The following is an 18,901-nucleotide window of genomic DNA, read 5'->3' as shown; positions in this document are numbered from 1 at the left end:
CCGATTGATCGGGTATGTCCATCACGTTGTACGCACTGGACGGTTGCCCGTGGTGCGAGAAGGTCCACGACGCCCTGCAAGACGCCGATATCGAGTACGAGACGGTGTGGACGGAGGCGCTCCACTCCAAGCGCGACGAGGTCGCTCGCGTCAGCGGTCAGCGTGGCGTGCCCGTCCTCGTCGACACCGACCACGGCGTCACGATGAACGAGTCGGCGAACATCCTCGAGTACATCGAGCGAACGCTCGCGGCCTGAGACCCACCGATGCCCATCTACACCGGCCGCGGCGACGAGGGGAAGACCGACCTCCGCGACATGTCGCGGGTGTCGAAGACGTCCCCCCGAATCGAGGCGTACGGAACGGTCGACGAGGCGAACGCGCTCATCGGCACCATCCGCCCGACGGGGTACGACGACGTCGACGAGATGCTGCGCACCGTACAGGACCACCTCCACGTCCTGCAGGCGGACTTCGCCAACCCCGACCCCGACGAGGACGCACCCGTCGTCCGTCCCCGTCACACCGAGCAACTGGAGGACTGGATCGACGAGTTGGACGAGGAACTCGAGCCGTTGACCTCGTTCGTGTTACCGTCGGGGAGCGAGGCGGGGGCGAAACTCCACCACGCCCGGACGGTCGCCCGCCGGGCCGAGCGCCGCGCGGTCGACCTCGCGAACGACGAACCCGTGAACAAGGAGGCGGTGGCGTATCTGAACCGCCTCTCGGACGCCCTGTTCACGTTCGCGCGCGTGGTCAACGCTCGTGACGGCGTGGCCGAAGACGCGCCCGACTACCAGTAACGAGTAACAGCCTACAACTGCAGGCCGCCCGGTCGGACTCAGCGGGCGGTCGTCTCGGGCGTCCCGATGAACCCCGTCTCCTCGAGGCAGGTGGCGAGGTCGCCCATCTCGAAGCTCAGTCGCTCTTCTAACGCACGAACGTCGACGTCGTAGCCAGTCTCGTTGAACCACACGAACATCTCGGCCATCTCGTCGCCAGCCTGTTCGCGCAGCGTCTCGGTGTCGAGGTGGACCGCTTCGACGTCGGTGCCGAGGTGCTCGCTCAACACCGCGGCGATTTCATCGAGCGTCAGCGAGTCGCCCGCGAGGGTGAGCGTCTCGCCGACGAACGAGTCGGGGTCGGCGAACGCGGCGGCGGCCGCGCGGCCGATGTCTCGCTGGTCGACCATCGCGAGTTCGACGCCCTCAGCCATCGCGAGCGTTACCATCCCGTCTCGGATCTGCGCTGCTTGCCCGCCGAGGTTCTGCATGAAGTAGACGGGTCGGAGTATGGTCGCGGCGATGGCTGTCTCTGCGATGCGACGTTCGGTCTGCGCTTTCGACTCGAAGTGTTCGAGGCCGGTGTCGGCGTCCGCAGAGCCGACGGAACTGAACACGAGGTGGTCGACGCCGGCCGCCTCGCAGGCGGCGACGATCTGTTTGCCCTGTTCGATTTCGGCGTCGATGCCGCCCTCGAAGAACGTCGTCACGGCGAAGACTCCGTCGACGCCCTCCATCGCGGCGACGAGCGACTCCTCGTCGAGGAGGTCAACGGGGACGACCGAGACACCACGCGAGCGGAGCGACTCTGCGGCGTCGCTGGCGGGGTTGCGCGTCCCCGCGACCACGTCGAAGGAGCCGAACTCGCCGCTGGTGAGTGCGTCGACGACTGCGCCGCCCTGTCGTCCTGTCGCCCCGAGTACGAGAATCGTCTGGATACTGTCCATATGAGTAATACGCGCGATTCGAGTATAATCATCGCTGTGAGATGCTGTGTCTCTGGTTCCCGTGTAGCTGCGAGGTGGGCAGCGTCACAGATCACGACGGCCCGCCATCGCCGTGCCCAGCGTCGGACCGTCGTGAGATCGGACTCCCGTTCCCCGGTTTCGACCCGTTCCCCCACAAGCACTTTATTCGTCCTCGGCCAAGCGACAAGTATGTCGAAACACTTCGAGGACGCTCGGTACTATCTTGGACGAGCGGCCGACCACGCGAAGGAAGGCGTGAAAGAGGAACTGGAGCCAGTGGAGGCACGAGTCCGAGAGATCGTCGGGCGAGAGAAGGAACCGGAGCCCTCGCGACTCGACCGACTGGAGGCCGACCTGAAGGACCTCTCGAAGAAGGCCGAAGGTGACGCGAAGGAGGCCGTACAGGAGGCTCGCGACCGGCTTCAGTCCTACCGAGACAGTCGCTCCAGCGAATAACGGTCGTCGCGGTCGCGGTTCGGTACGCGTAGCGGCGTCGACCCGGACCCGAACGGCCGAGGTTAGAAAGTCGGTTCGTCGCCGTGTTCGTCGGTGAGTGCGGCGGGGTCCTGTTGCTCGTCGATGGCGTCGGTGAAGAGGTCGCCGTCGGCTTCACCTTGGCCGCCAGGGTCGTTCTCCACGTCGTACGCCTGCAGGCCCCGCGTGAGGAAGTCCTCGATGGCCTCCTTACGGTTGAGGAACTCACCCTGCTCGGCGAGTCGTGCGATCTCGCTGTCGATACGGTCGGGCAGGTCGACTTCGATCTTCGTCACGGCCGGTCCTCCGTTGTGGGGCGGGATTAATCCTCGGGTCCGCGTAGGTTCGTGTTGGTTCGTCGGAGTGGACGGTAAGCCTTAAGCGTGCCAGCGGGCTACGCCGTAATGCGGGTTGGTGGTCTAGTCCGGTTATGACGGCTCCTTCACACGGAGCAGGTCGGCGGTTCGAATCCGCCCCAACCCAGTTCTGAGGCGGCACAACTCGAGGAGCGACGCGAACGGTGAACGGAGTGAGCCGTGAGCCAAGCGACGAGCCGTGCCACCGGAACGGTGTCCGGTGGATTCGAACCAGAGAGCGGGAGGTGAGCGAGCGACAGCGAGCGAACGGGAGCGACCGCGGTTCGAATCCGCCCCACTCGTTCTCCTGCCGTTCTCGAAGGAACGTCACCATCGCCGATCCATCCTCGGTTCTCACCGCACACCCCCCACCGACCAGAGAGTTATTACCCCATCACGCACCACCACGACCGATGGCCGACGCCGCCCGAACCGTCGACCTCCGCGGGTCCACCATCCCGTACGACGTTCGCCACAGCACTCGCGCCGAACGGTCACGGATCACCGTCGACGCCGGTGGCGTTACGGTCGTCGTTCCCGAAGGCGCGGTCGTCGACCCCGAACACATCCTCCAGAACCACACCGACTGGGTGCTCGCTCGCCACGAAGAACTCGAGGCGTACCGCGACCGGATACCCGACCGCCACTTCGAGGCGGGTGCGTCGTTCCCGTACCTCGGTGAACCACACGAGGTGGTCGTCGAGACGCGTCCGTACAGCGTCGTCGACGACGGCACCCTCCGCCTCGCCGCCAACCACGTCGCAGAGACGTCGGTCAAACGGGCACTCGAAACCCTGTATCGACGACTGGCCCGCGAGCGATTCGAGTCACTGGCAGAGCAGTACGCGACGGAGATGGGCGTCGAGTACGGCCGTATCGAGGTGCGGAACCAGCGGACGAAGTGGGGCAGTTGCTCGACGTCGGGGACGATCAGTCTGAACTGGCGACTCCTGTTGGGGCCGCCCGAGGTGAGCGAGTACGTCGTGATTCACGAACTCGCCCATCGGCGTGAGATGAACCACTCCGAGGCGTTCTGGGCGCTCGTGGCCGACCACGACCCCGCGTACGAGCGACACCGAACGTGGCTCTCGGAACACGCGACCCGACTCGTGTTCGACCCGGACGACCTGTAGCAGCTGCCGGAGGTCGGCGCTGATGCCGTTGCCTCGCTGCTTACGTCGCGAGGGCGCTCTCGACTTCCGACCGAAGGGTATCCTCTTCCACCGGCTTGGTTACGTAGCCGTCGGCCCCCGCTTTCACCGCCTGCTTCATCTGGTCGCGTTGTTCGACGCTGGTACACATCACGACGCGCGTCCCCGGGTCTCGGGATTTGATGTCGCTGGTGGCTTCGATGCCGTTCACCTCGGGCATCATAATGTCCATCGTGACCAAGTCGGGTTTCGTCTGCTCGAACAGGTCGACCGCCTCTGACCCGTTCTCTGCCTCGGCGACGACTTCGAAGTCGTCTTCGAGGATGCCGCGGATGAGCGTCCGCTGGAACCCGGAGTCGTCTACGATGAGAATCCGTCTCGTCATGTGCGTTCCTGTGAGTATCCAGTAATAAACGTTGAGCCGGGAGTACCAGCGTTGAGATTCGGGGCGTGCGAGTTATGCCGGGGAACAGGTTGCCTCCGATATGGATAGAGGTAGGGAGTCGGAGCAGACCTCCAACAGTGGGAACCCACGGCGGACGGACGGCGGCGTTGCACAGGCGGGACCGCCGGGCGGGTACGCTGTGACCGACGCGGACCGTCGCGGCGTCGACGGGTCGAAACTGGCGGCGCGACTCGGACTGGACGCCGAAGACGTCCGGACGCGGAAGCGGTTCACCCGATTCTCACCGGAAGACGAGGAGACGCTGGACTCGTTGGAGCCGTTGTTCGAGGCGATCGCACCCGACCTCGTCGACGAGTTCTACGACCACCTCACGAGCCACGAGGAGATGCAGGCGATCCTCGACTCCTCGACGAAGGGGCTGCAGGCGCTGAAGGGATCACAGATGCAGTACCTCACCGACCTGGGGGGCGGTGAGTACGATCAAGACTACTTCGAGCGCCGCGCCCGGATCGGGAAGATCCATGATATGCTCGATCTGGGCCCGCGCGTGTACTTCTCGGGCTACAGCATCTACTACGAGGGCCTGATCGACGCCCTCGCGACGGAAGCACGCGAGGAGGCGGGCGTGGAGACGGACTCGCCGGGCGACCGGGCGATGACCCGCCTCGTCGACCGACTGCTCCCCGTGTTGAAACTGCTGTTGCTCGACCAGCAGGTGGCGATGGACACGTACATCGACTCGTACGCCGAGCAGATGGAGACGGAGATCGACCGCCGTCGCGAACTCACCACGGAGGTGTCCGAAGAGGTCGAGGAACCGCTCGCGGAGGTGGGCGAGTCGGCGGCCGACGTCGCGGAGACGGCCGACGAGATGCGCGACCTCGCGGAGACACAGGCCGACCGGATGACCGAAGTGGAAGCGGAGGTCGGGACGCTCTCGGCCAGCGTCGAAGAGGTCGCCGCGAGCGCCGAACAGGTCGCGGCCGTCTCCGCAGACGCCGAGACGCTCGCAGAGGAGGGCGTCGACGCCGCGGGCGACGCCCTCGAGACGATGGCGGACATCGAGACGGCGACCGACGAGGTGACCGACGACCTCGACGACCTCCGCGAACGGGTCGGTGAGATCGACGAGGTGGTCTCAGTGATCGACGGTATCGCCGACCAGACGAACCTGCTGGCGCTCAACGCTAACATCGAGGCCGCCCGCGCGGGCGAGGCGGGCGACGGCTTCGCGGTCGTCGCCGACGAGGTGAAGAGTCTCGCCGAGGAGTCACAGCAACGCGCAGGCGAGATCGAGTCGCTGGTCGAGAACATCCAGACGGGTGCCGAAGACACCGTCGACAGCCTCGAACTGACAGAACAGCGGATCGCAGACGGCGTCGACCGCGTCGAAGACTCGATGGAACGCCTCGACGAGATTGCCGAGGCGATCCGCGAGGCCGCCTCCGGCGTCGAGGAGGTCGCGAGAGCCACCGACTCGCAGGCGTCGTCCACCGAAGAGGTCGCCGCACTCGTCGAGGAAGCCAGCCGCGAGGCGACGACCGTTCGCCGCAACGTCGACGCCATCGCGGACGCCGCCGACGAACAGCGTGTTCGCCTCGACCGCGTCCGCGCCTCCGTCGACCGACTCACCGAGTGAGTGGCGCTTGCAGAAGGATTAACAATTTCTGCCGCTTGTGTTAATATATGGGAGTGATCAGCGTCTCGATGCCGGACAGTCTCGTCGACCGTATCGACGAGTTCACCGAGGAACACGGCTACACTGGCCGTAGCGAACTGCTCCGGGAGGCGGCCCGCGACCTCCTCGGCGAGTTCGAGGACCGCAAACTCGAAGACCGTGAACTGATGGGCATCGTCACGGTCGTCTTCGACTACGAGGGAACGTCGGTCGAAGAGCGGATGATGCAGTTGCGCCACGAACACGAGGACCTGGTCGCCTCCAACCTCCACAGCCACGTCGGCGACCACAACTGTATGGAACTGTTCATCCTCGAAGGGAACCTCGAACAGATATCGACGTTCGTCGGGAAGATCCGTGCGACGACCGACACGAAGACTGTCGACTACTCCGTCACGCCCATCGGCGACGCCGACGGCATCGTCTGAGCGCTCGATTGACGACTCAACCGCGCACTCGTCCCGTCGACCCGTACTACGTCGTGCGGTTTGAGTATATGTCTTGCGATAGCATAGCACCCCCTCAGATACTGGGATCCGAACCAACCTTCAATAGCCGGGGGATCGTACCGGCGTAACGGAGTTATGGACATCTCAAACATCGCCGTGCCGGAGTTCGTCGAGGTCGACGCAGACGAACGACTCGGGAAGATCCGCTCGCTGTTCGACCGCGAGAACCCCAAGGGAATCATCGTGATGGAGAACGGCGAGTACGCCGGCGTCATCGGCGAGCGCGAGCTGGTCAACTCGCGCGTCGAGGACGACACCAAAGCGGCGGCGCTGATGAAGCCCGCCCCGGAGGTCGACCGCACCGAAGACCTCCGCGAGGTCGCGCGCGTCCTCGTCGAGGGGAACGTCAAGATCGCCCCCGTCTACGAGGGTGAGCAGTTGTTCGGCATCGTCACGGTCGACGCCATCCTCTCGGCCGTTCACGACAACCTCGACGCGCTGACGGTCGACGACATCTACACGAGCGACGTCGTGACCGTCCCCGAAGACGCCCACGTGGGGCAGGCGATCAACCGCCTCCGCGAGAACGGCATCTCGCGGCTCCCCGTCGTCAACGAAAACGGACGACTGGAGGGGATCCTCACCACCCACGACATCGTCGACTTCGTCGTTCGCGACAGCAAGCGGCAGGGGCGCGGCGACCGCCGCGGCGACCTCGACCGGATGCTCGACCTCCCGGTGTACGACATGATGTCGTCGCCGGTCCTCACCGTCACCGCCGACCAGTCGGTCCACGCGGCCGTCGAGATGATGATGGAGCAGGACGTCAGCGGCCTCGTCGTCACGCCCGAAGACCGCGACGACCTCGTCGCGGGCGTACTCACCAAGACGGACGTGCTCCGTGCGCTGACGTTCACCGAGGAGGACGCGATGGACGTGCAGGTGACGAACGTCAGCCTCCTCGACACGCTCACCCGCGAAGACATCCGCACGTCGATCGGGCAGGTGTCGGAGAAGTACCAGGAGATGCGCGTCCTGCACGCGCACGTTCGCTTCCACGAGCACAAGGAGAAACTCCGGGGCACCCCGCTCATTCAGTGTCAGATCCGCCTGCGCACCACCCACGGACAGGTCGCCGGATCGGGCGAAGGCTACGGCGCTGAACACGCCTTCCACGTCGCCCTCGACAAACTCGAGCGGAACGTCCTCGAGGTGAAGGGCGTCACCGCCGACGAGCGCTACCGCGGCCAACTCCTCCGGAAACTGGGCGAACTGTAAGGCACTCCGGGACGGCGGAAACTGATCTCTCTTTTTCTCGCCGGTCGCTATCGCACCTCCCAGCGACCGCTACAGTCTGAACAGGTCGCCCTCGTCGTCGCCGTCGTCCAGTCCGGCGTCGGCCACGAATCGCTCGACTTCGGCGCTGTCGGCGTCACCGGCGGCGACGCGGAGCGTATCGGCCTCCCCCTCCGTCTCGACGACCACGTCGTGGCCGCGGGTGTACAGGTACAGGCCCATCAGTGCGACGCCGACCAACAGCGAGAGCGACCCGAGGACGCGAAGCGCGTCGTCGACCATCGACAGCACCGAGAGGAGGCCACCGATCATCGACAGTAAGCCGCCGATACCGGCCGCACCGGCCGACTGCGGCATCTCGGTGTTCATCGCGTCGAAGGAGACGACGGACCCGCCGACGACCATCGCGAGGCCGCCGATGACGGCGTACGCGGTGGGGCGGACCAGCCAGTCGTGGCCGTTCGGCGTCACGGAGACGTCGGTGACGTTCACGCGGTGGACCGACCGCAGGGTCGCTCGCTCGTCGGCGTCGGGCGCGTACGCGAGCAGTCGGTGCGTCGTCGCGACGAGGGTGCCGTTCGCGATGGGGAGCGACGCGCACGCTTCTTCACCAGCGTACAGCATCGCGTCGACGTGCGGGTCGGTCCCGTCGGCGGCGTCGCTGTCTGAGGGGTGTGAATCCGCGAGAGAATCGTGGTCGGCGAGTGGCTCCGGGTCGGCCGGCGAGACGACCGTGTCGGCCGTCGGTGGGGCCGAGGGCGGCGCGTCGGCCGCCGCCGCGTCGGGACCGGTGTCGTCGGTCGTGTCGCCGCCGAAGTCGAAGCCGGCCATCGCCGCTTACTGGTCGGCGAGTTTCTCGGCGATACGGCGCGCGCCCTCTGCGGCCGCCAGATCCGGTTCCTCGGGGACGACCACGTTCACGTCGCGGTCGAGTTCCGCCGAGAGGCGGCGCTGGAACTCCTCGGGGAGGCCGGGGATGCACGCCATCCCGCCGGTGAGCGCGATGTCGTTGCCCAGCGACAGTTGGTACACCTTCATGTAGTCGTTGGCGAGTTCGGGGAGGAACTCGTTTGCGACCTCGTTGACGGCGGCGTCGAGATACCAGTCGAGAGCGTCGACGACGCTGTCCTCGATGGTGAACTCGTGAGAGCCACCGCCAGGCTGTTGGATCACGTCCGAGAACGGCTCGAAGTTACCGACGTTGCCGTGCTGTTCTTTGTACTCGCGGGCGGTCGTCAGGTCGACGTGGACGCGCCCTTGCGTCTCCTCTTCGACGTTGGCGACGATGCGTCGGTCCACGTCGTTGCCCGTGACCGACCCCGTCGAGAACGGGATAAGTTGGTCGCCGCGACGGTACGCACACGCCTCGAGGTTGGTCGACCCCATGTTCACCGAGATGAACACGTCGGAGACGGCCTCCACGCCGTCGCCCATCGCGGGGATGGCCCCGCACAGCGACTCGGGGTACGCACGCATCGTGTGTGCGCCGATGTCCGACGACTCGATGACGTCGGTGAGGTTCTCCAACCCAGCGTCGTTCTCCATCGTCGGGACGGCGTACACCACCGCCGAGTCGGAGGGGACGCCGTTGGCCGAGAGGAGTTCGCGGAAGAAGCGCCCGGCCAGTTCGGCGCGGTCGTCGTCTTCGGGGAGGCCCGAGCGGAGCATGTACTCGACGCGGTCGGGGTACTCGGCGGCGGCCTGTTCCCCAAACAGGGCCTTCTCCTCACCGGTGATAGCGTCCTCGTAGAGGGCGAGACACGTGAGCGTGCGGACCGTCGTGAGGTCCGCCTCCTCGTTCTCGTAGTAGCGGAGGACTGTCCGGGTAGAGCCGAGTTTGACACCGATCGGAGTCGGGTTGCTGGACTCGAAACTGTCGTCTGCGGAGTCGGATTCTGCTGCCATGGTTATCGGAGCGCGGCGAGGCGGGCGACGAACAGCAGGCTGGTGCGATGGTGGCCGACGCCGATCCGTGAACCCTCTGTGTCGTCGAAGGCTTCGAGGTACGTCGCGAGGTCGTCCTCGACGGACTCGTCGAGCCACTCCACGTCCCGATAGAAGGCGAGCGCCTCGCGGGCGCGTTCGCGCCCGCCGACGCCGACGAGGTAGCGTAGCCAGTCGAGTACGAGTTGCGTCCCCACGACCGAGTCGGGTAGACTCGGGAGGTAGGGTCTGCTCGCACCGCCGGCCGCTGCCTGAAGGAGGAAGGCGTCTTCCACCTGCGCCGCCCGCACGCGCGCATCCGCTCGACCGAGGAAGTCGTCCGGCGTCGTCCACCGGGCCCCTTCCTCGTCGGCGTGCGTCGGCGCCGCCGCTCCCGTCAACGCTCGCAACTCCTTCGGGTCGTAATCGCTCGGTCTAAGCATATCCTGGTTCGTCCGCACTCCCTGTGCCGCTGAACGATGCTACCCGTATCCGTCGTAAATATGTACCTTCCCGAATATCACGCCTGAAACCGACCGACGTTGGATCGGTCGGGCGGTCGCTCACATGTCCGCCAGCGTGAACTCCACGCGCTCTTTGTCGCCGCCCTGTGTCGTCCGGCCGGTGACGGTCACTTCGTCAATCTCGTCGGTGTTCTCGACGTGTGTTCCGGCGCAGGCGGTCCGGTCGAACGGGTCGTCTTCGTCGCCAATCTCGACGATGCGCAGTTCCGTGATGGAGTCGGGCAACAGGTCGATGCGCGTACGTTCGGTGTCCAGTTCCGCCTCGGCCGTCTCGCGGTCGAGCGTGTAGTGGCGCACCGGCAGACCGTCGTCGACGAGGTCGTTCATCGCCGCCTCGACGTCTGCGAGGTCCGTCTTGGAGAACTTCGGGTACTCCGCGTCGAGGCGGGCGCGGTCGGTGTACAGTTGGTTGCCGACCGTGCGGGCGTCGAACTCCTCTAAGAGGACCGCAGACAGCAGGTGTTGAGCGGTGTGATACCGCATCAGCGCGTAGCGGCGGTCCCAGTCGAGGCGACCACGGACGCGCGTCCCCTCGGGCGGCGCAGAGCCGTCGAGGTAGTGGTAGATGGTGTCGGTCTTCTCGACGTCGGTGACGGCGAACGTCCAGCCGTCGTCTTCCACGTCGCCGGCGACGGCGTCGCTGTCACCGACGACCTGAATCGTGCCGGTGTCGTGGGGTTGGCCGCCGCCGGTCGGGTAGAAGTGCGTCCGGTCGAGGACGACGCGGTCGTCCAGCGACCGCTCGACGGTCGCCGTGAACTCCCGCGCGGTACTGTCGGCGAGATAGAGCGGAACGGTCATACCGAACAGGTCGCATCCGGCCCACTTGAGCGTTCGCGAGTGCGAAGCCCTCGGGCGATGTAGCGACGACGGACAGCGGAATCAGTCGCCGATTCCACTCCGCGCCGGCGCCGCAAATCGACCGGAGTACCTGTCGTAACGACTAAGGACGAAACAAGCCGTATCTATCCGTAATGAGAACAACGTCTCTCTGTTTGCGACCTGCCGGGATCCGGGGGTGGACGCCGTGGGCGTCGAGATAAAGGGTTCGCGCGTCACCGACGAGGAGTTCGCGGATATGCGACACTTCGTCCGCGAGTACCTCGTCGCCTCCGTCGAGAGCGAGGACGACGGCGGACGAATGCGGTGGTATCCGTGGCACTCTGCGGAGTACCGCTTCAACCACATCCTCAACGTCGTCGACATCGCCGAGCGCATCGCCGCGAAAGAGGGCGCGGACACGGACGTCGTCCGGGTCGCGGCGCTGTTTCACGACGTGTCGAAACTGGAGGCCGACCAGGACGTCCACGCCGAGGAGGGCGCGCGCGTCGCCCGCCAGTACCTCGAAACCCACGGCGAGTACCCCGAGTCGTTCGTCTCGGAGGTGTGTTCGTGCGTCGAGGCGCACTCGTATCAGGGACCGCTGTCGGATCTGTCGCTGGAGACGCGGTGTCTCATCGAGGCGGACCTCCTCGACAAGGTCGGGGCCAACGGCACCGCACTGATGATCCTCCGGATGGGCTACGAGGCGCGCACCCACATGGACGCCGCCGAGATGGTCCAGCGCGTCCTCGAACGCGGGCGCGAACACGCCTCACGCGTCGAGAGCGACGCCGCCGAGTCTATCGCTCACGAACGGATCAAGCGGGTGAAGTGGTTCCGGGAGTGGCTGGAAGACGAAGTCGCGGAGATGTCGCTCGATACCGACATCTACGGCGAGCGCTGAGTCGTCGGAAACCCGGGCCGGTCGACGAGTGGCCGGAGTGTGGGCCGAATCAGACCGTCTCGAGGACGCCCAGCACGCGCTCTTCGGCCTCGCGTCCGGGGTCGTGTTCGCTACCGTCGCGGTCGCTCTCGTGGTGTTCGGCGACGGTGCGCTCCATCGCCTCCGACAGCGGCGTCGACTCCCAGCCGAGGGCGGCCAGTTTGTTCGTGTCGAGGACGTGCGGGTAGTCGCGGTAGAGGATGAAGTCGCTCGACGTGAGGCCGCCCGCCGAGAGTTCGTGGTCGCTGGCGTGGACCACCTCGCAGGTCGTGTCGGCAGCGTCGGCGATCAGATTCACCATCTCCTCCATCGTCACGAGGCGACGGTCGCCGACGTTGTACGCCTCGCCCGCCTCGCCCTCCTCCGCGACGACGCGCAGCGCCGAGGCGACGTCCTCGACGTACGCGCGGTGCCAGATGTTCTGGCCGTCGCCGGGGACGACGACCCGGTCGTGGTTCAGCACGCGGTCGACCCAGTAGTCGAGTCGCTCGGTGTAGTCGTACGGGCCGTAGACGATACACGGACGGACGGCCATCGCGTTGGCGCCGTCCTCGGCGGCCGCGAAGATGGCGCGGTCGCCCTCGGCCTTCCGTGGGCCGTACGTCTCCATCGAGTCGTCTTCCTCTTGCTCGGGCGTGCAGTCGCAGAGCGCAGTCTCACCCTCGCGCTTGGGTATCTCCTCGTCGGCGTACGACGACCCCGAGGAGATGTACACGTAGCCGTCGACGTCGTCGAACAGGTCCGTCGCGACGCGCACGTCCTCGGGGTAGTAGGCGACGCAGTCGATGACGATGTCGGGGTCGACGGAGAGTTTCGCCGTCTTGAGGTCCATTCGCTCGCGGCGGTCACCCTCGACGTGGGTCACGTCGTCGTGGTCGGCGAACGGGTTCTCGTGGTTGCCGCGGTTGAAGATGGCGACCTCGTAGTCGTGGTCTAGCAGATCCTCGACGGTGTGGCGGCCGATGAAGCGCGTCCCGCCGATGACCAGTGCAGTGTCTCCCATACGTCGACCGTCGCGGGCCTCCGTCGAAAAGCCGACGGTCGGCGAACCCGAATCGCGGGACAGCGCCGCCGACCAATCTGCCTCCTTTCGCCGGTTACTCCGCGTTCAGTGCATCGAGGACCCGTGCTTCGGCCGCACGGTCCAGCGAGTCTTCGGGGCCGGTCACGCCGCTGTCGACGTGTGCCTGTGCGGTCTCGGCGACGTACTCCGTGGGGGGCGTCGACTCCCACCCGAGGGCGGCGAGTTTCTCGGTGGCGACGAGCATCGGCGACGGTGTGTACAGCGGGAAACTGGTCGGGTCGACGTCGTGTGCGTCGAGTTCGCGTTCGCTCGCGGTCACGACTTCGACCTCGGTGTCGAGGCCGTTTGCGATCAGTTCCAGCGACCGCTCCAGCGAGTACGCCGAGCGGTCGGCGGCGTTGTACGCCTCGCCCGCTTCGCCTTCCTCCGCGACGAGGAGGAGGGCGTTCGCCAGGTCGCGCACGAACACGCGGTGGAGAAGTGACCCGCCGTCGCCGGGCACGAGGACGCGGTCGTTCTCGGCGACGCGGTTCACCCAGTAGCCGAACCGCTCGGTGTAGTCGTGGGGCCCCTGCACGAGCATCGGGCGGACGGCCATCGCCTCGACGCCGTCCTCGGCGGCGGCGAACACCGCGCGGTCGCACTCGGCCTTGCGCGGGCCGTACGTCTCGACGGAGTCGTCGGCTTCTTGCTCGGGTTCGCAGGGATGCAGGGCGGTGTGGTCCTCGCGCATCGGCACGTCGCCGGGGACGTACGACGACCCCGAGGAGACGTACACGTAGCGCGAACCCGCGAACACGTCGGTCGCCTCGCGCACCTCGCTGGGGTGGAGGCCGATGAAGTCGACGACGACGTCCGGGTCAACGGCGTCGCGCGCGGCTTCGAGGTCGGCGCGGTTCGTGCGGTCGCCGCTCCGATTGGCGACGCCGTCGCGTCCCGAGAAGGGGTCGTCGTGTTCGCCGCGCGTGAGCGTCGTCACGTCGTAGCCGGCGTCGAGAAACGCCTCGACGGTGTGGCGGCCGATGAAGCGCGTCCCGCCGACGAACAGGGCGGTGTCGAACGTGGGCATACGGCCCCGTCCGCGAGGAGCCTGAAAGTCGTTGGCGTCGCGGCTACCGAGGTGCGGGAAGCCGGCGAGTGCGGTAGCGACTCCGAGGCCGGTAGCAGTCGCTCACAGCGGTGTGGTGGGTCGCAACCGAGAGAAGCGGTGGTCGCGCCCGAGTTCAGATGATGGCGTTCCAGACTGGGGCGACCAGGAAGAACAGCGACTGGTAGCCCGCGTAGCCGATGACGAGGACCGACGCGGCCAGCGAACTGTTCGGGCGTTCCATCTCCATCCCGTTGCGTGCCTCGACGCGGCGTGCCTCGTACTCGAAGAAGTCGGCGACGACCATCCCGAGGATGAGGACGGACATCACCATCCCGCCGTGGGGTTCGACGATCATAAACGCGAACGCCAGCAGGATCAACAGGACGTTCACGAGTTCGTGCGGGAGGAAGCGGCTCAGGGCCTCGTCGTCGTCGGCTTCCTCGGCCGCCTTCACGAAGCTCCGTTGGGCCAGCAGGCGCGTGACCATATTGACGAGCACGACGGCGAGGATGGCGAACGGCAGCACCCCCGCCACGGACTCCAGCGCCCCGAGGGGGACGAGGAACTCCAGCGGTGACGGTAACATACCCGATTCTCCGTCCACGACTCATTAGAACCTTTCCAATCCCGAGCGGTCGATCCCCGGATCGCGACCCGTGATCGTGGGGTGGTCGTCGGACGGTTGCGTGGAACTCGGTGTCGCGGGGGAATCCGGGCCGCGCGACTCGTTATCGCGACGAGTTCATCCGCGGGACGCGACAGAAAGGGACGTGGCCGTCGACGGCGATACGGATATTCGTCTTCGGAGGGACGACGCCAGCAACCTCGCCGTCGACGACGAGGCGGACGTCGCAGTCGTCGCGTTCGACCCGTAGCACCGCCTCGTCGTCGACGACCCACGTGTCGGTCAGCGTCGCGAACGGCGACACGGGAACGATAATCAGGCCCGTGCCGGGCGCGAGAACGGAGCCGCCGGCGTCGCGTGCGTAGCCGTTCGACCCCGCGGGCGTCGCGACGACGACGCCGTCCGAGCGGAAGCGGTCGAGTTCCTCGCCTGCGGTGTCGACGGCGTACTCGGAGATTCGGGCGGGTTCGGCCGTCATCAGCGTCGCATCGAGCACCGCTCGCTCGCGACGCTCTCCTCCCACGTCGATAGAGAGCATCGCGTGCGAGACGGTCCACGACGCACCGGCGGCGACTGCCGCGAGCGCCTCGTCGACGGCGGTTCGGCGGACGGTGTGATACCCGCTGCCGGCGGCGACGGGCAACAGCGGCGCTGCGGGCCCCGCGCGTGCGGTCTCGACCAGCGCACCCTCACCGAGCGTGAGGACCACGTCGGGGTCGCCGGCCGCGTCGACGACCGTGCCGCCGGTCGCCTCGACCGCCTCGCGGAGGAGTCCGTCGTCGCCGACGAGCGCCGCACGGAAGTCGGTCATCGCGTCTGAATTCTGCTGGGGGTGACTTAACCGGCGGGGTCTCCGTCCGTCACTCCGCGACGTTGCCGTCGTCGTCGTACGGCCAGTCGCCGATCACCTTCATCCCGGTCGCTTTGTCCTCGTTCTCCAGCGCCGCCGCGATCTCGCTGGGGTCGCGCCGCGCGACCGTGGTGTCGCCGTCTGCGACATCGGCGACGAGCGCCGTCAGCAGGATGGCCTGCTCTCGGAGGTTGCGACCCTCCAGTTTCTCCAGCGTATCCGCCTCCGTGTGGCCCCAGCCACGGCCGCGGCCGTCGGTCTCGCCGGCGACCATGAATCCCGGGACGCCGTGGACGACGAACGGCCAGTGGTCGCTGTGGGGAACTTGTCCCTCGTCGGTCGACACCGGGTGGTCGAACCGAGATTCGAGTCGCTCCGCCGCGGCCGTCAGGTCGTCGAAGCCATGCGTCGACAGCGACAGCGTCCGCCCGAACACGTTGGAGTCGACGTTGACGATGGCTTTGATCGCGTCGCGGTCCACGCGGTCGGCCTCGACCGAGGACCCGACGAGGCCCACTTCCTCGGAACCGTACGCGATGAATCGAACGCGGGTGTCGAGTTCGTCTTCCATCTTCGCGAGGGCGTTCGCGACTTCGACGATGGATGCGGTTCCCGCCCCATTGTCCATCGCGCCCTCTGCAATGTCGTGGGCGTCGACGTGCGAGGAGACGATCACTTCCTCGTCGGTGTCGGGGCCGAGTTCCGCCATCGCGTTTCCGCTCGTCGTCTCCGGCGTCGCACACTCGACCGTCACCGTCACCTCGTCGCCGTCGGAGCGACGGGCGAGACGACTGCCGACCTCTGCACTCACGCCGACGGCCGGGATGTCGCCGATGGGGTCGTCGTCGGTGCCGACCGACCCGGTCGGCGGGAGACAGCCCTCGACGTGGTTGCGGAAGACGAACGCCGCGGCGCCGTTGTCGACGGCGTAGTAGTACTTCTCCGTGCGGTGGATGAAGCGGTCGACGTCGTCGGGCGTGTCCGAGGAGACCATCACGACCTTCCCCTCGACGTCCGTCTCCTCGAAGTCCGCGGGGACGCCGTAGCCGAGGTCGACCAGTTCCCCCGACACCTCGCCGGCGGGCGACCGCGGGAGGGCGATGGTTCGCTCGGGGTGGGTGCCGGCGTAGAGTCGCGACTCGCCGCGCTCCCAGCCTTGGATGTCGAACTCGTCGATGCGGGCGTCGCGACAGCCAGCGGCCGCGAGAGCGTCGCGGACGAGTTCGAGTCCCTCGCGTTCGCCCGGTTGGCCGGCCATCCGGTTGCCCACGTCGACGAGGTCCTCCAGCAGGTCCCACCCGACGTCGCTCGTGAACACGTCTCCGATCCAGTCGGTCTGCTCGCTGAGGTTGGTCACGACCGTGGGTCCGCGTGGGCACGCAAAGAGGTTCGGGAGGCGGCGAGGGGACCGGTGGCTGGCGGCCGACTGGCTACCGCGCGACGCGGACGAACTCGTAGGCGTACACCCAGTTGAGCAGGACGTACGTGACGACGCCGAGCGTCAGCGAGACGATCCACGTCCCGGCGGCGATCCGACCGATCTTCTTGTGGGGCGTCTCCGTGCGTAGTTCCTCGGGTGTGTGGGTCCACCCGAGGACGATTGCGTAGAGGACGACCGGCACCGTCACCACCGAGAGGACGATGTGGATGGCCAGCATCGCGAGGTAAGCGAGTTCCACCGCGCCCGCGTACGCGCCGAGGAACGCCGTCTCGCGGATGACGATGTGTTTCTCGCCGGGGCCGCCACCGACCTTCGCGAGGTACATCACGAGAAACACCATAATGAGGCCGAAGGAACCGCTCATCGCGGCGGCGTGCTTGCGGACCTCGCCCGCGCGGATCCAGCGCCAGCCCAGGATCAGCAGCACCGTCGTCACCGTGTTCACGGCTGCGATGGCGTGACTCAGGAGGTTCACTTCGCCTTGCGTGAGCGACGGAAACACCGACTGCGGGACGACGCCGGCGAACGTGCCGATGACGAGTGCGTAGCCCACCACCGACACCACCGCGACGGTCGCCCGTGGGTACTCTTTCACCGTTCCGAGCGGGCCGCTCGCGTCCGCTGTTGCCATTGCCGAGTACTGGGACTGCGTGGTCTTGCGTCTTCGGGTTCGCGCGGCGAACGGCGACCGTCGAACCGTGAACGCCGGGCGCTTTTCACACACGGCCGTGACCGGCCGACTGTGACCAGGGACGACTCGCTCACCGCGGAGTCACGCGCCGTCGTCGACGACGCTGTCGACCGCCTCCACGCCGAGTGGGGCGAGTGCCCAGTCTCGGAACCCGAGTGGCACGTGGACCCTGCAGACTGGGAACGCGACCGCGAGCGGTTCGCCGCCGACACGCTCGGTGGGGCGGGCGCGTGGGTCCGTCGCGGCGACGGCGCGGCGCTCGTCGTCAGACACGAGGGCGAGGAGACGTGGTCGGAACCCGGCGGCAAAGACGAACCGGGCGAGTCGCTCCCGGAGACGGCGGTACGCGAGACGAACGAGGAAGCCGGAGTCCAAATCGACCTCACGGGACTGGTGATGCTCCACCGGGTCGCGGTCAACGCGCCCGAGCGCCCACGGCTGTATCGACTGATCGCGACGTTCGAGGCCGACTACACGGGCGGCGACCCCGAACCGCGTGAGGGGGAGATCGCCGAACTACGTTGGGTACACGACCACCCGGACGACCTGCTGTACCCGGAAGTCGCAGCGTATCCGCTGTAACAACGTCGACAGTATCCGGCGGTAATCGGCCGCTTCGCGGGGAAAAGCCTACACGCTCGCACGCGAACCTCCACTCGTGACCCTCCACTCGCGGCTGTCTCCGGTGCTGTCGTGGGCGGTCGACTGGTGGGAGTTGTGGCTGCTCATCGCCGTCGGCCTGCTCGGCGTGCGCCTCGCTCCCCACGTCGTCGTCCGCTCGGAACAGCCCACCGCCCTCCCCGACGACGTCGCCCACGCTGTCGAACGCGCAGGCGTCCCCGCCGACCGCGTCGGCGTCCTCCAGCGCGACGGGCGAGTGCTGGCGTACGCCGCTGGCCTCACCGCTGGGCACGGGCGCGTGTTCGTCTCGACGGCGCTCCTTCGCGAACTCGACGCCGCCGCCGCCGCCGCGGTCGTCCGCCACGAGTACGCCCACCTCGCGCGCGGCCACGTCCCGATTCGCGTCGGTATCCCCTGCGCGTACGCTGTCGCGTGGGCGGTCGACGCCACCCTGTTCGGTCGAGAGGGCCTGATCATCGGTGCGGCGCTTGCGATCCCGCTGGCGTATCTGTCGATGCGAGTCGCTCGCTGGACCGAGTACGACGCCGACGCCGACGCCGCCCGACGGACGGGCAGTTCCTTCCGGACCGCACTCAGCCGCCTCGCTGCGGGCGGGCACCTCGGGCCGACGAACCCCACCGGCGGCCGCCTCCGGCGACTGCTTCGTTCGGTGTCGATGCATCCGCCGTTGGAGACGCGACTCCGCCGACTCGACGACCCACACAAGTCGGCGGCAGATGGGGGCCCGCGTGCGGGCGTCGCTCGAAGCGACGACTGACGCAGAAAT

The 18,901-nt window shown here is 67.0% G+C and carries 23 protein-coding genes and 1 tRNA gene; 11 read left to right on the top strand and 13 right to left on the bottom strand.

All coding sequences use genetic code 11. From position 1 onward, the window contains the following. Positions 1–14 precede the first annotated feature (14 nt). Together P0D77_RS14245 and P0D77_RS14240 are read left to right on the top strand one after the other, a co-directional pair. On the top strand, positions 15–257 hold the full coding sequence (locus tag P0D77_RS14245; RefSeq protein WP_277553766.1) for a glutaredoxin family protein: 243 nt from the start codon (positions 15–17) through the stop codon (positions 255–257). A 9-nt stretch (positions 258–266) separates the two neighbouring features. Further along, the gene (locus P0D77_RS14240; RefSeq protein WP_277553765.1) at positions 267–803 is read left to right on the top strand and encodes a cob(I)yrinic acid a,c-diamide adenosyltransferase; all 537 of its coding nucleotides are present in this window, start codon (positions 267–269) and stop codon (positions 801–803) included. A gap of 38 nt (positions 804–841) precedes the next feature. On the opposite strand, the gene P0D77_RS14235 is transcribed toward P0D77_RS14240, so the two are convergent. Further along, complete coding sequence (locus tag P0D77_RS14235) at positions 842–1,729, bottom strand: NmrA/HSCARG family protein (protein WP_277553764.1); 888 nt, start codon at positions 1,727–1,729, stop codon at positions 842–844. Positions 1,730–1,939: 210 nt separating this feature from the next. Between P0D77_RS14235 and P0D77_RS14230 the strand changes: the two genes are divergently transcribed. Beyond that, the gene (locus tag P0D77_RS14230; protein WP_277553763.1) at positions 1,940–2,206 is read left to right on the top strand and encodes a DUF7553 family protein; all 267 of its coding nucleotides are present in this window, start codon (positions 1,940–1,942) and stop codon (positions 2,204–2,206) included. Positions 2,207–2,268: 62 nt separating this feature from the next. On the opposite strand, the gene P0D77_RS14225 is transcribed toward P0D77_RS14230, so the two are convergent. Continuing rightward, a complete protein-coding gene (locus P0D77_RS14225; protein WP_277553762.1) occupies positions 2,269–2,520 on the bottom strand; it encodes a DUF7120 family protein in 252 nt (83 codons plus the stop codon). Between the two features lie 112 nt (positions 2,521–2,632). Here P0D77_RS14225 and P0D77_RS14220 point away from each other — a divergent pair. After that, positions 2,633–2,707: transfer RNA gene (locus P0D77_RS14220), tRNA-Val, on the top strand. 286 nt (positions 2,708–2,993) lie between these two features. Beyond that, entirely contained in the window at positions 2,994–3,713 is a 720-nt protein-coding gene (locus tag P0D77_RS14215) for a M48 family metallopeptidase (RefSeq protein ID WP_277553761.1), read from the top strand. Between the two features lie 40 nt (positions 3,714–3,753). Here the strand turns inward: P0D77_RS14215 and P0D77_RS14210 are convergent, their stop codons facing one another. Next, positions 3,754–4,116 carry a response regulator gene (locus P0D77_RS14210; RefSeq protein ID WP_277553759.1) on the bottom strand — a complete coding sequence of 121 codons (363 nt, stop codon included), beginning with the start codon at positions 4,114–4,116 and terminating at the stop codon, positions 3,754–3,756. A gap of 100 nt (positions 4,117–4,216) precedes the next feature. Here P0D77_RS14210 and P0D77_RS14205 point away from each other — a divergent pair, with 100 nt between their 5' ends. From P0D77_RS14205 to P0D77_RS14195, 3 genes are all read left to right on the top strand, one after another. Next, the gene (locus P0D77_RS14205) at positions 4,217–5,776 is read left to right on the top strand and encodes a globin-coupled sensor protein (RefSeq protein WP_277553758.1); all 1,560 of its coding nucleotides are present in this window, start codon (positions 4,217–4,219) and stop codon (positions 5,774–5,776) included. A gap of 47 nt (positions 5,777–5,823) precedes the next feature. Further along, positions 5,824–6,243: a nickel-responsive transcriptional regulator NikR gene (nikR, locus tag P0D77_RS14200; RefSeq protein WP_277553757.1), complete on the top strand. Its 420-nt coding sequence runs from the start codon at positions 5,824–5,826 to the stop codon at positions 6,241–6,243. A gap of 156 nt (positions 6,244–6,399) precedes the next feature. Next, positions 6,400–7,542, top strand: coding sequence for a CBS domain-containing protein (locus P0D77_RS14195; protein WP_277553756.1), 1,143 nt, complete (start codon positions 6,400–6,402; stop codon positions 7,540–7,542). Positions 7,543–7,611: 69 nt separating this feature from the next. Here the strand turns inward: P0D77_RS14195 and P0D77_RS14190 are convergent, their stop codons facing one another. From P0D77_RS14190 to P0D77_RS14175, 4 genes are all read right to left on the bottom strand, one after another. Continuing rightward, positions 7,612–8,391, bottom strand: a complete 780-nt coding sequence (locus P0D77_RS14190; RefSeq protein WP_277553755.1) for a hypothetical protein — start codon at positions 8,389–8,391, stop codon at positions 7,612–7,614. Between the two features lie 6 nt (positions 8,392–8,397). Beyond that, positions 8,398–9,465, bottom strand: a complete 1,068-nt coding sequence (locus P0D77_RS14185; protein ID WP_277553754.1) for an actin-like salactin — start codon at positions 9,463–9,465, stop codon at positions 8,398–8,400. 2 nt (positions 9,466–9,467) lie between these two features. Next, positions 9,468–9,926, bottom strand: a complete 459-nt coding sequence (locus P0D77_RS14180; RefSeq protein WP_277553753.1) for a FlaD/FlaE family flagellar protein — start codon at positions 9,924–9,926, stop codon at positions 9,468–9,470. Between the two features lie 120 nt (positions 9,927–10,046). After that, positions 10,047–10,808, bottom strand: coding sequence for an alanyl-tRNA editing protein (locus P0D77_RS14175; RefSeq protein WP_277553752.1), 762 nt, complete (start codon positions 10,806–10,808; stop codon positions 10,047–10,049). Positions 10,809–11,034: 226 nt separating this feature from the next. On the opposite strand from P0D77_RS14175, the gene P0D77_RS14170 reads away from it, so the two are divergent. Next, positions 11,035–11,733 (top strand): HD domain-containing protein, encoded by a 699-nt coding sequence (locus P0D77_RS14170; RefSeq protein WP_277553751.1) that lies wholly within the window; start codon positions 11,035–11,037, stop codon positions 11,731–11,733. A 49-nt stretch (positions 11,734–11,782) separates the two neighbouring features. Here P0D77_RS14170 and P0D77_RS14165 read toward each other — a convergent pair whose 3' ends face one another. The 6 genes from P0D77_RS14165 to P0D77_RS14140 form a co-directional block, all read right to left on the bottom strand. Further along, positions 11,783–12,775, bottom strand: coding sequence for an NAD-dependent epimerase/dehydratase family protein (locus P0D77_RS14165; RefSeq protein WP_277553750.1), 993 nt, complete (start codon positions 12,773–12,775; stop codon positions 11,783–11,785). A 94-nt stretch (positions 12,776–12,869) separates the two neighbouring features. Continuing rightward, complete coding sequence (locus tag P0D77_RS14160; RefSeq protein ID WP_277553749.1) at positions 12,870–13,865, bottom strand: NAD-dependent epimerase/dehydratase family protein; 996 nt, start codon at positions 13,863–13,865, stop codon at positions 12,870–12,872. A 154-nt stretch (positions 13,866–14,019) separates the two neighbouring features. Continuing rightward, positions 14,020–14,472 (bottom strand): DUF7313 family protein, encoded by a 453-nt coding sequence (locus tag P0D77_RS14155; protein ID WP_277553748.1) that lies wholly within the window; start codon positions 14,470–14,472, stop codon positions 14,020–14,022. 142 nt (positions 14,473–14,614) lie between these two features. Then, the gene (locus P0D77_RS14150) at positions 14,615–15,322 is read right to left on the bottom strand and encodes an NAD(+)/NADH kinase (protein WP_277553747.1); all 708 of its coding nucleotides are present in this window, start codon (positions 15,320–15,322) and stop codon (positions 14,615–14,617) included. A gap of 49 nt (positions 15,323–15,371) precedes the next feature. Beyond that, positions 15,372–16,718: a M28 family peptidase gene (locus tag P0D77_RS14145; protein ID WP_277553746.1), complete on the bottom strand. Its 1,347-nt coding sequence runs from the start codon at positions 16,716–16,718 to the stop codon at positions 15,372–15,374. Positions 16,719–16,791: 73 nt separating this feature from the next. Further along, entirely contained in the window at positions 16,792–17,433 is a 642-nt protein-coding gene (locus tag P0D77_RS14140) for a DUF420 domain-containing protein (protein ID WP_277553745.1), read from the bottom strand. A gap of 111 nt (positions 17,434–17,544) precedes the next feature. Here P0D77_RS14140 and P0D77_RS14135 point away from each other — a divergent pair, with 111 nt between their 5' ends. Together P0D77_RS14135 and P0D77_RS14130 are read left to right on the top strand one after the other, a co-directional pair. Next, positions 17,545–18,075, top strand: a complete 531-nt coding sequence (locus P0D77_RS14135) for an NUDIX domain-containing protein (RefSeq protein ID WP_277553744.1) — start codon at positions 17,545–17,547, stop codon at positions 18,073–18,075. A 76-nt stretch (positions 18,076–18,151) separates the two neighbouring features. After that, positions 18,152–18,892, top strand: a complete 741-nt coding sequence (locus P0D77_RS14130; RefSeq protein ID WP_277553743.1) for a M48 family metallopeptidase — start codon at positions 18,152–18,154, stop codon at positions 18,890–18,892. The last annotated feature ends 9 nt before the right edge of the window (positions 18,893–18,901 follow it).

The sequence above is a fragment of the Halobaculum limi genome, from assembly GCF_029490015.1.
In the GTDB taxonomy this organism is placed as follows: Archaea; Halobacteriota; Halobacteria; order Halobacteriales; family Haloferacaceae; genus Halobaculum; species Halobaculum limi.
The sequence above is the reverse complement of the archived record's forward strand: the minus strand, read 5'-3'. Positions and strand labels throughout refer to the sequence as shown.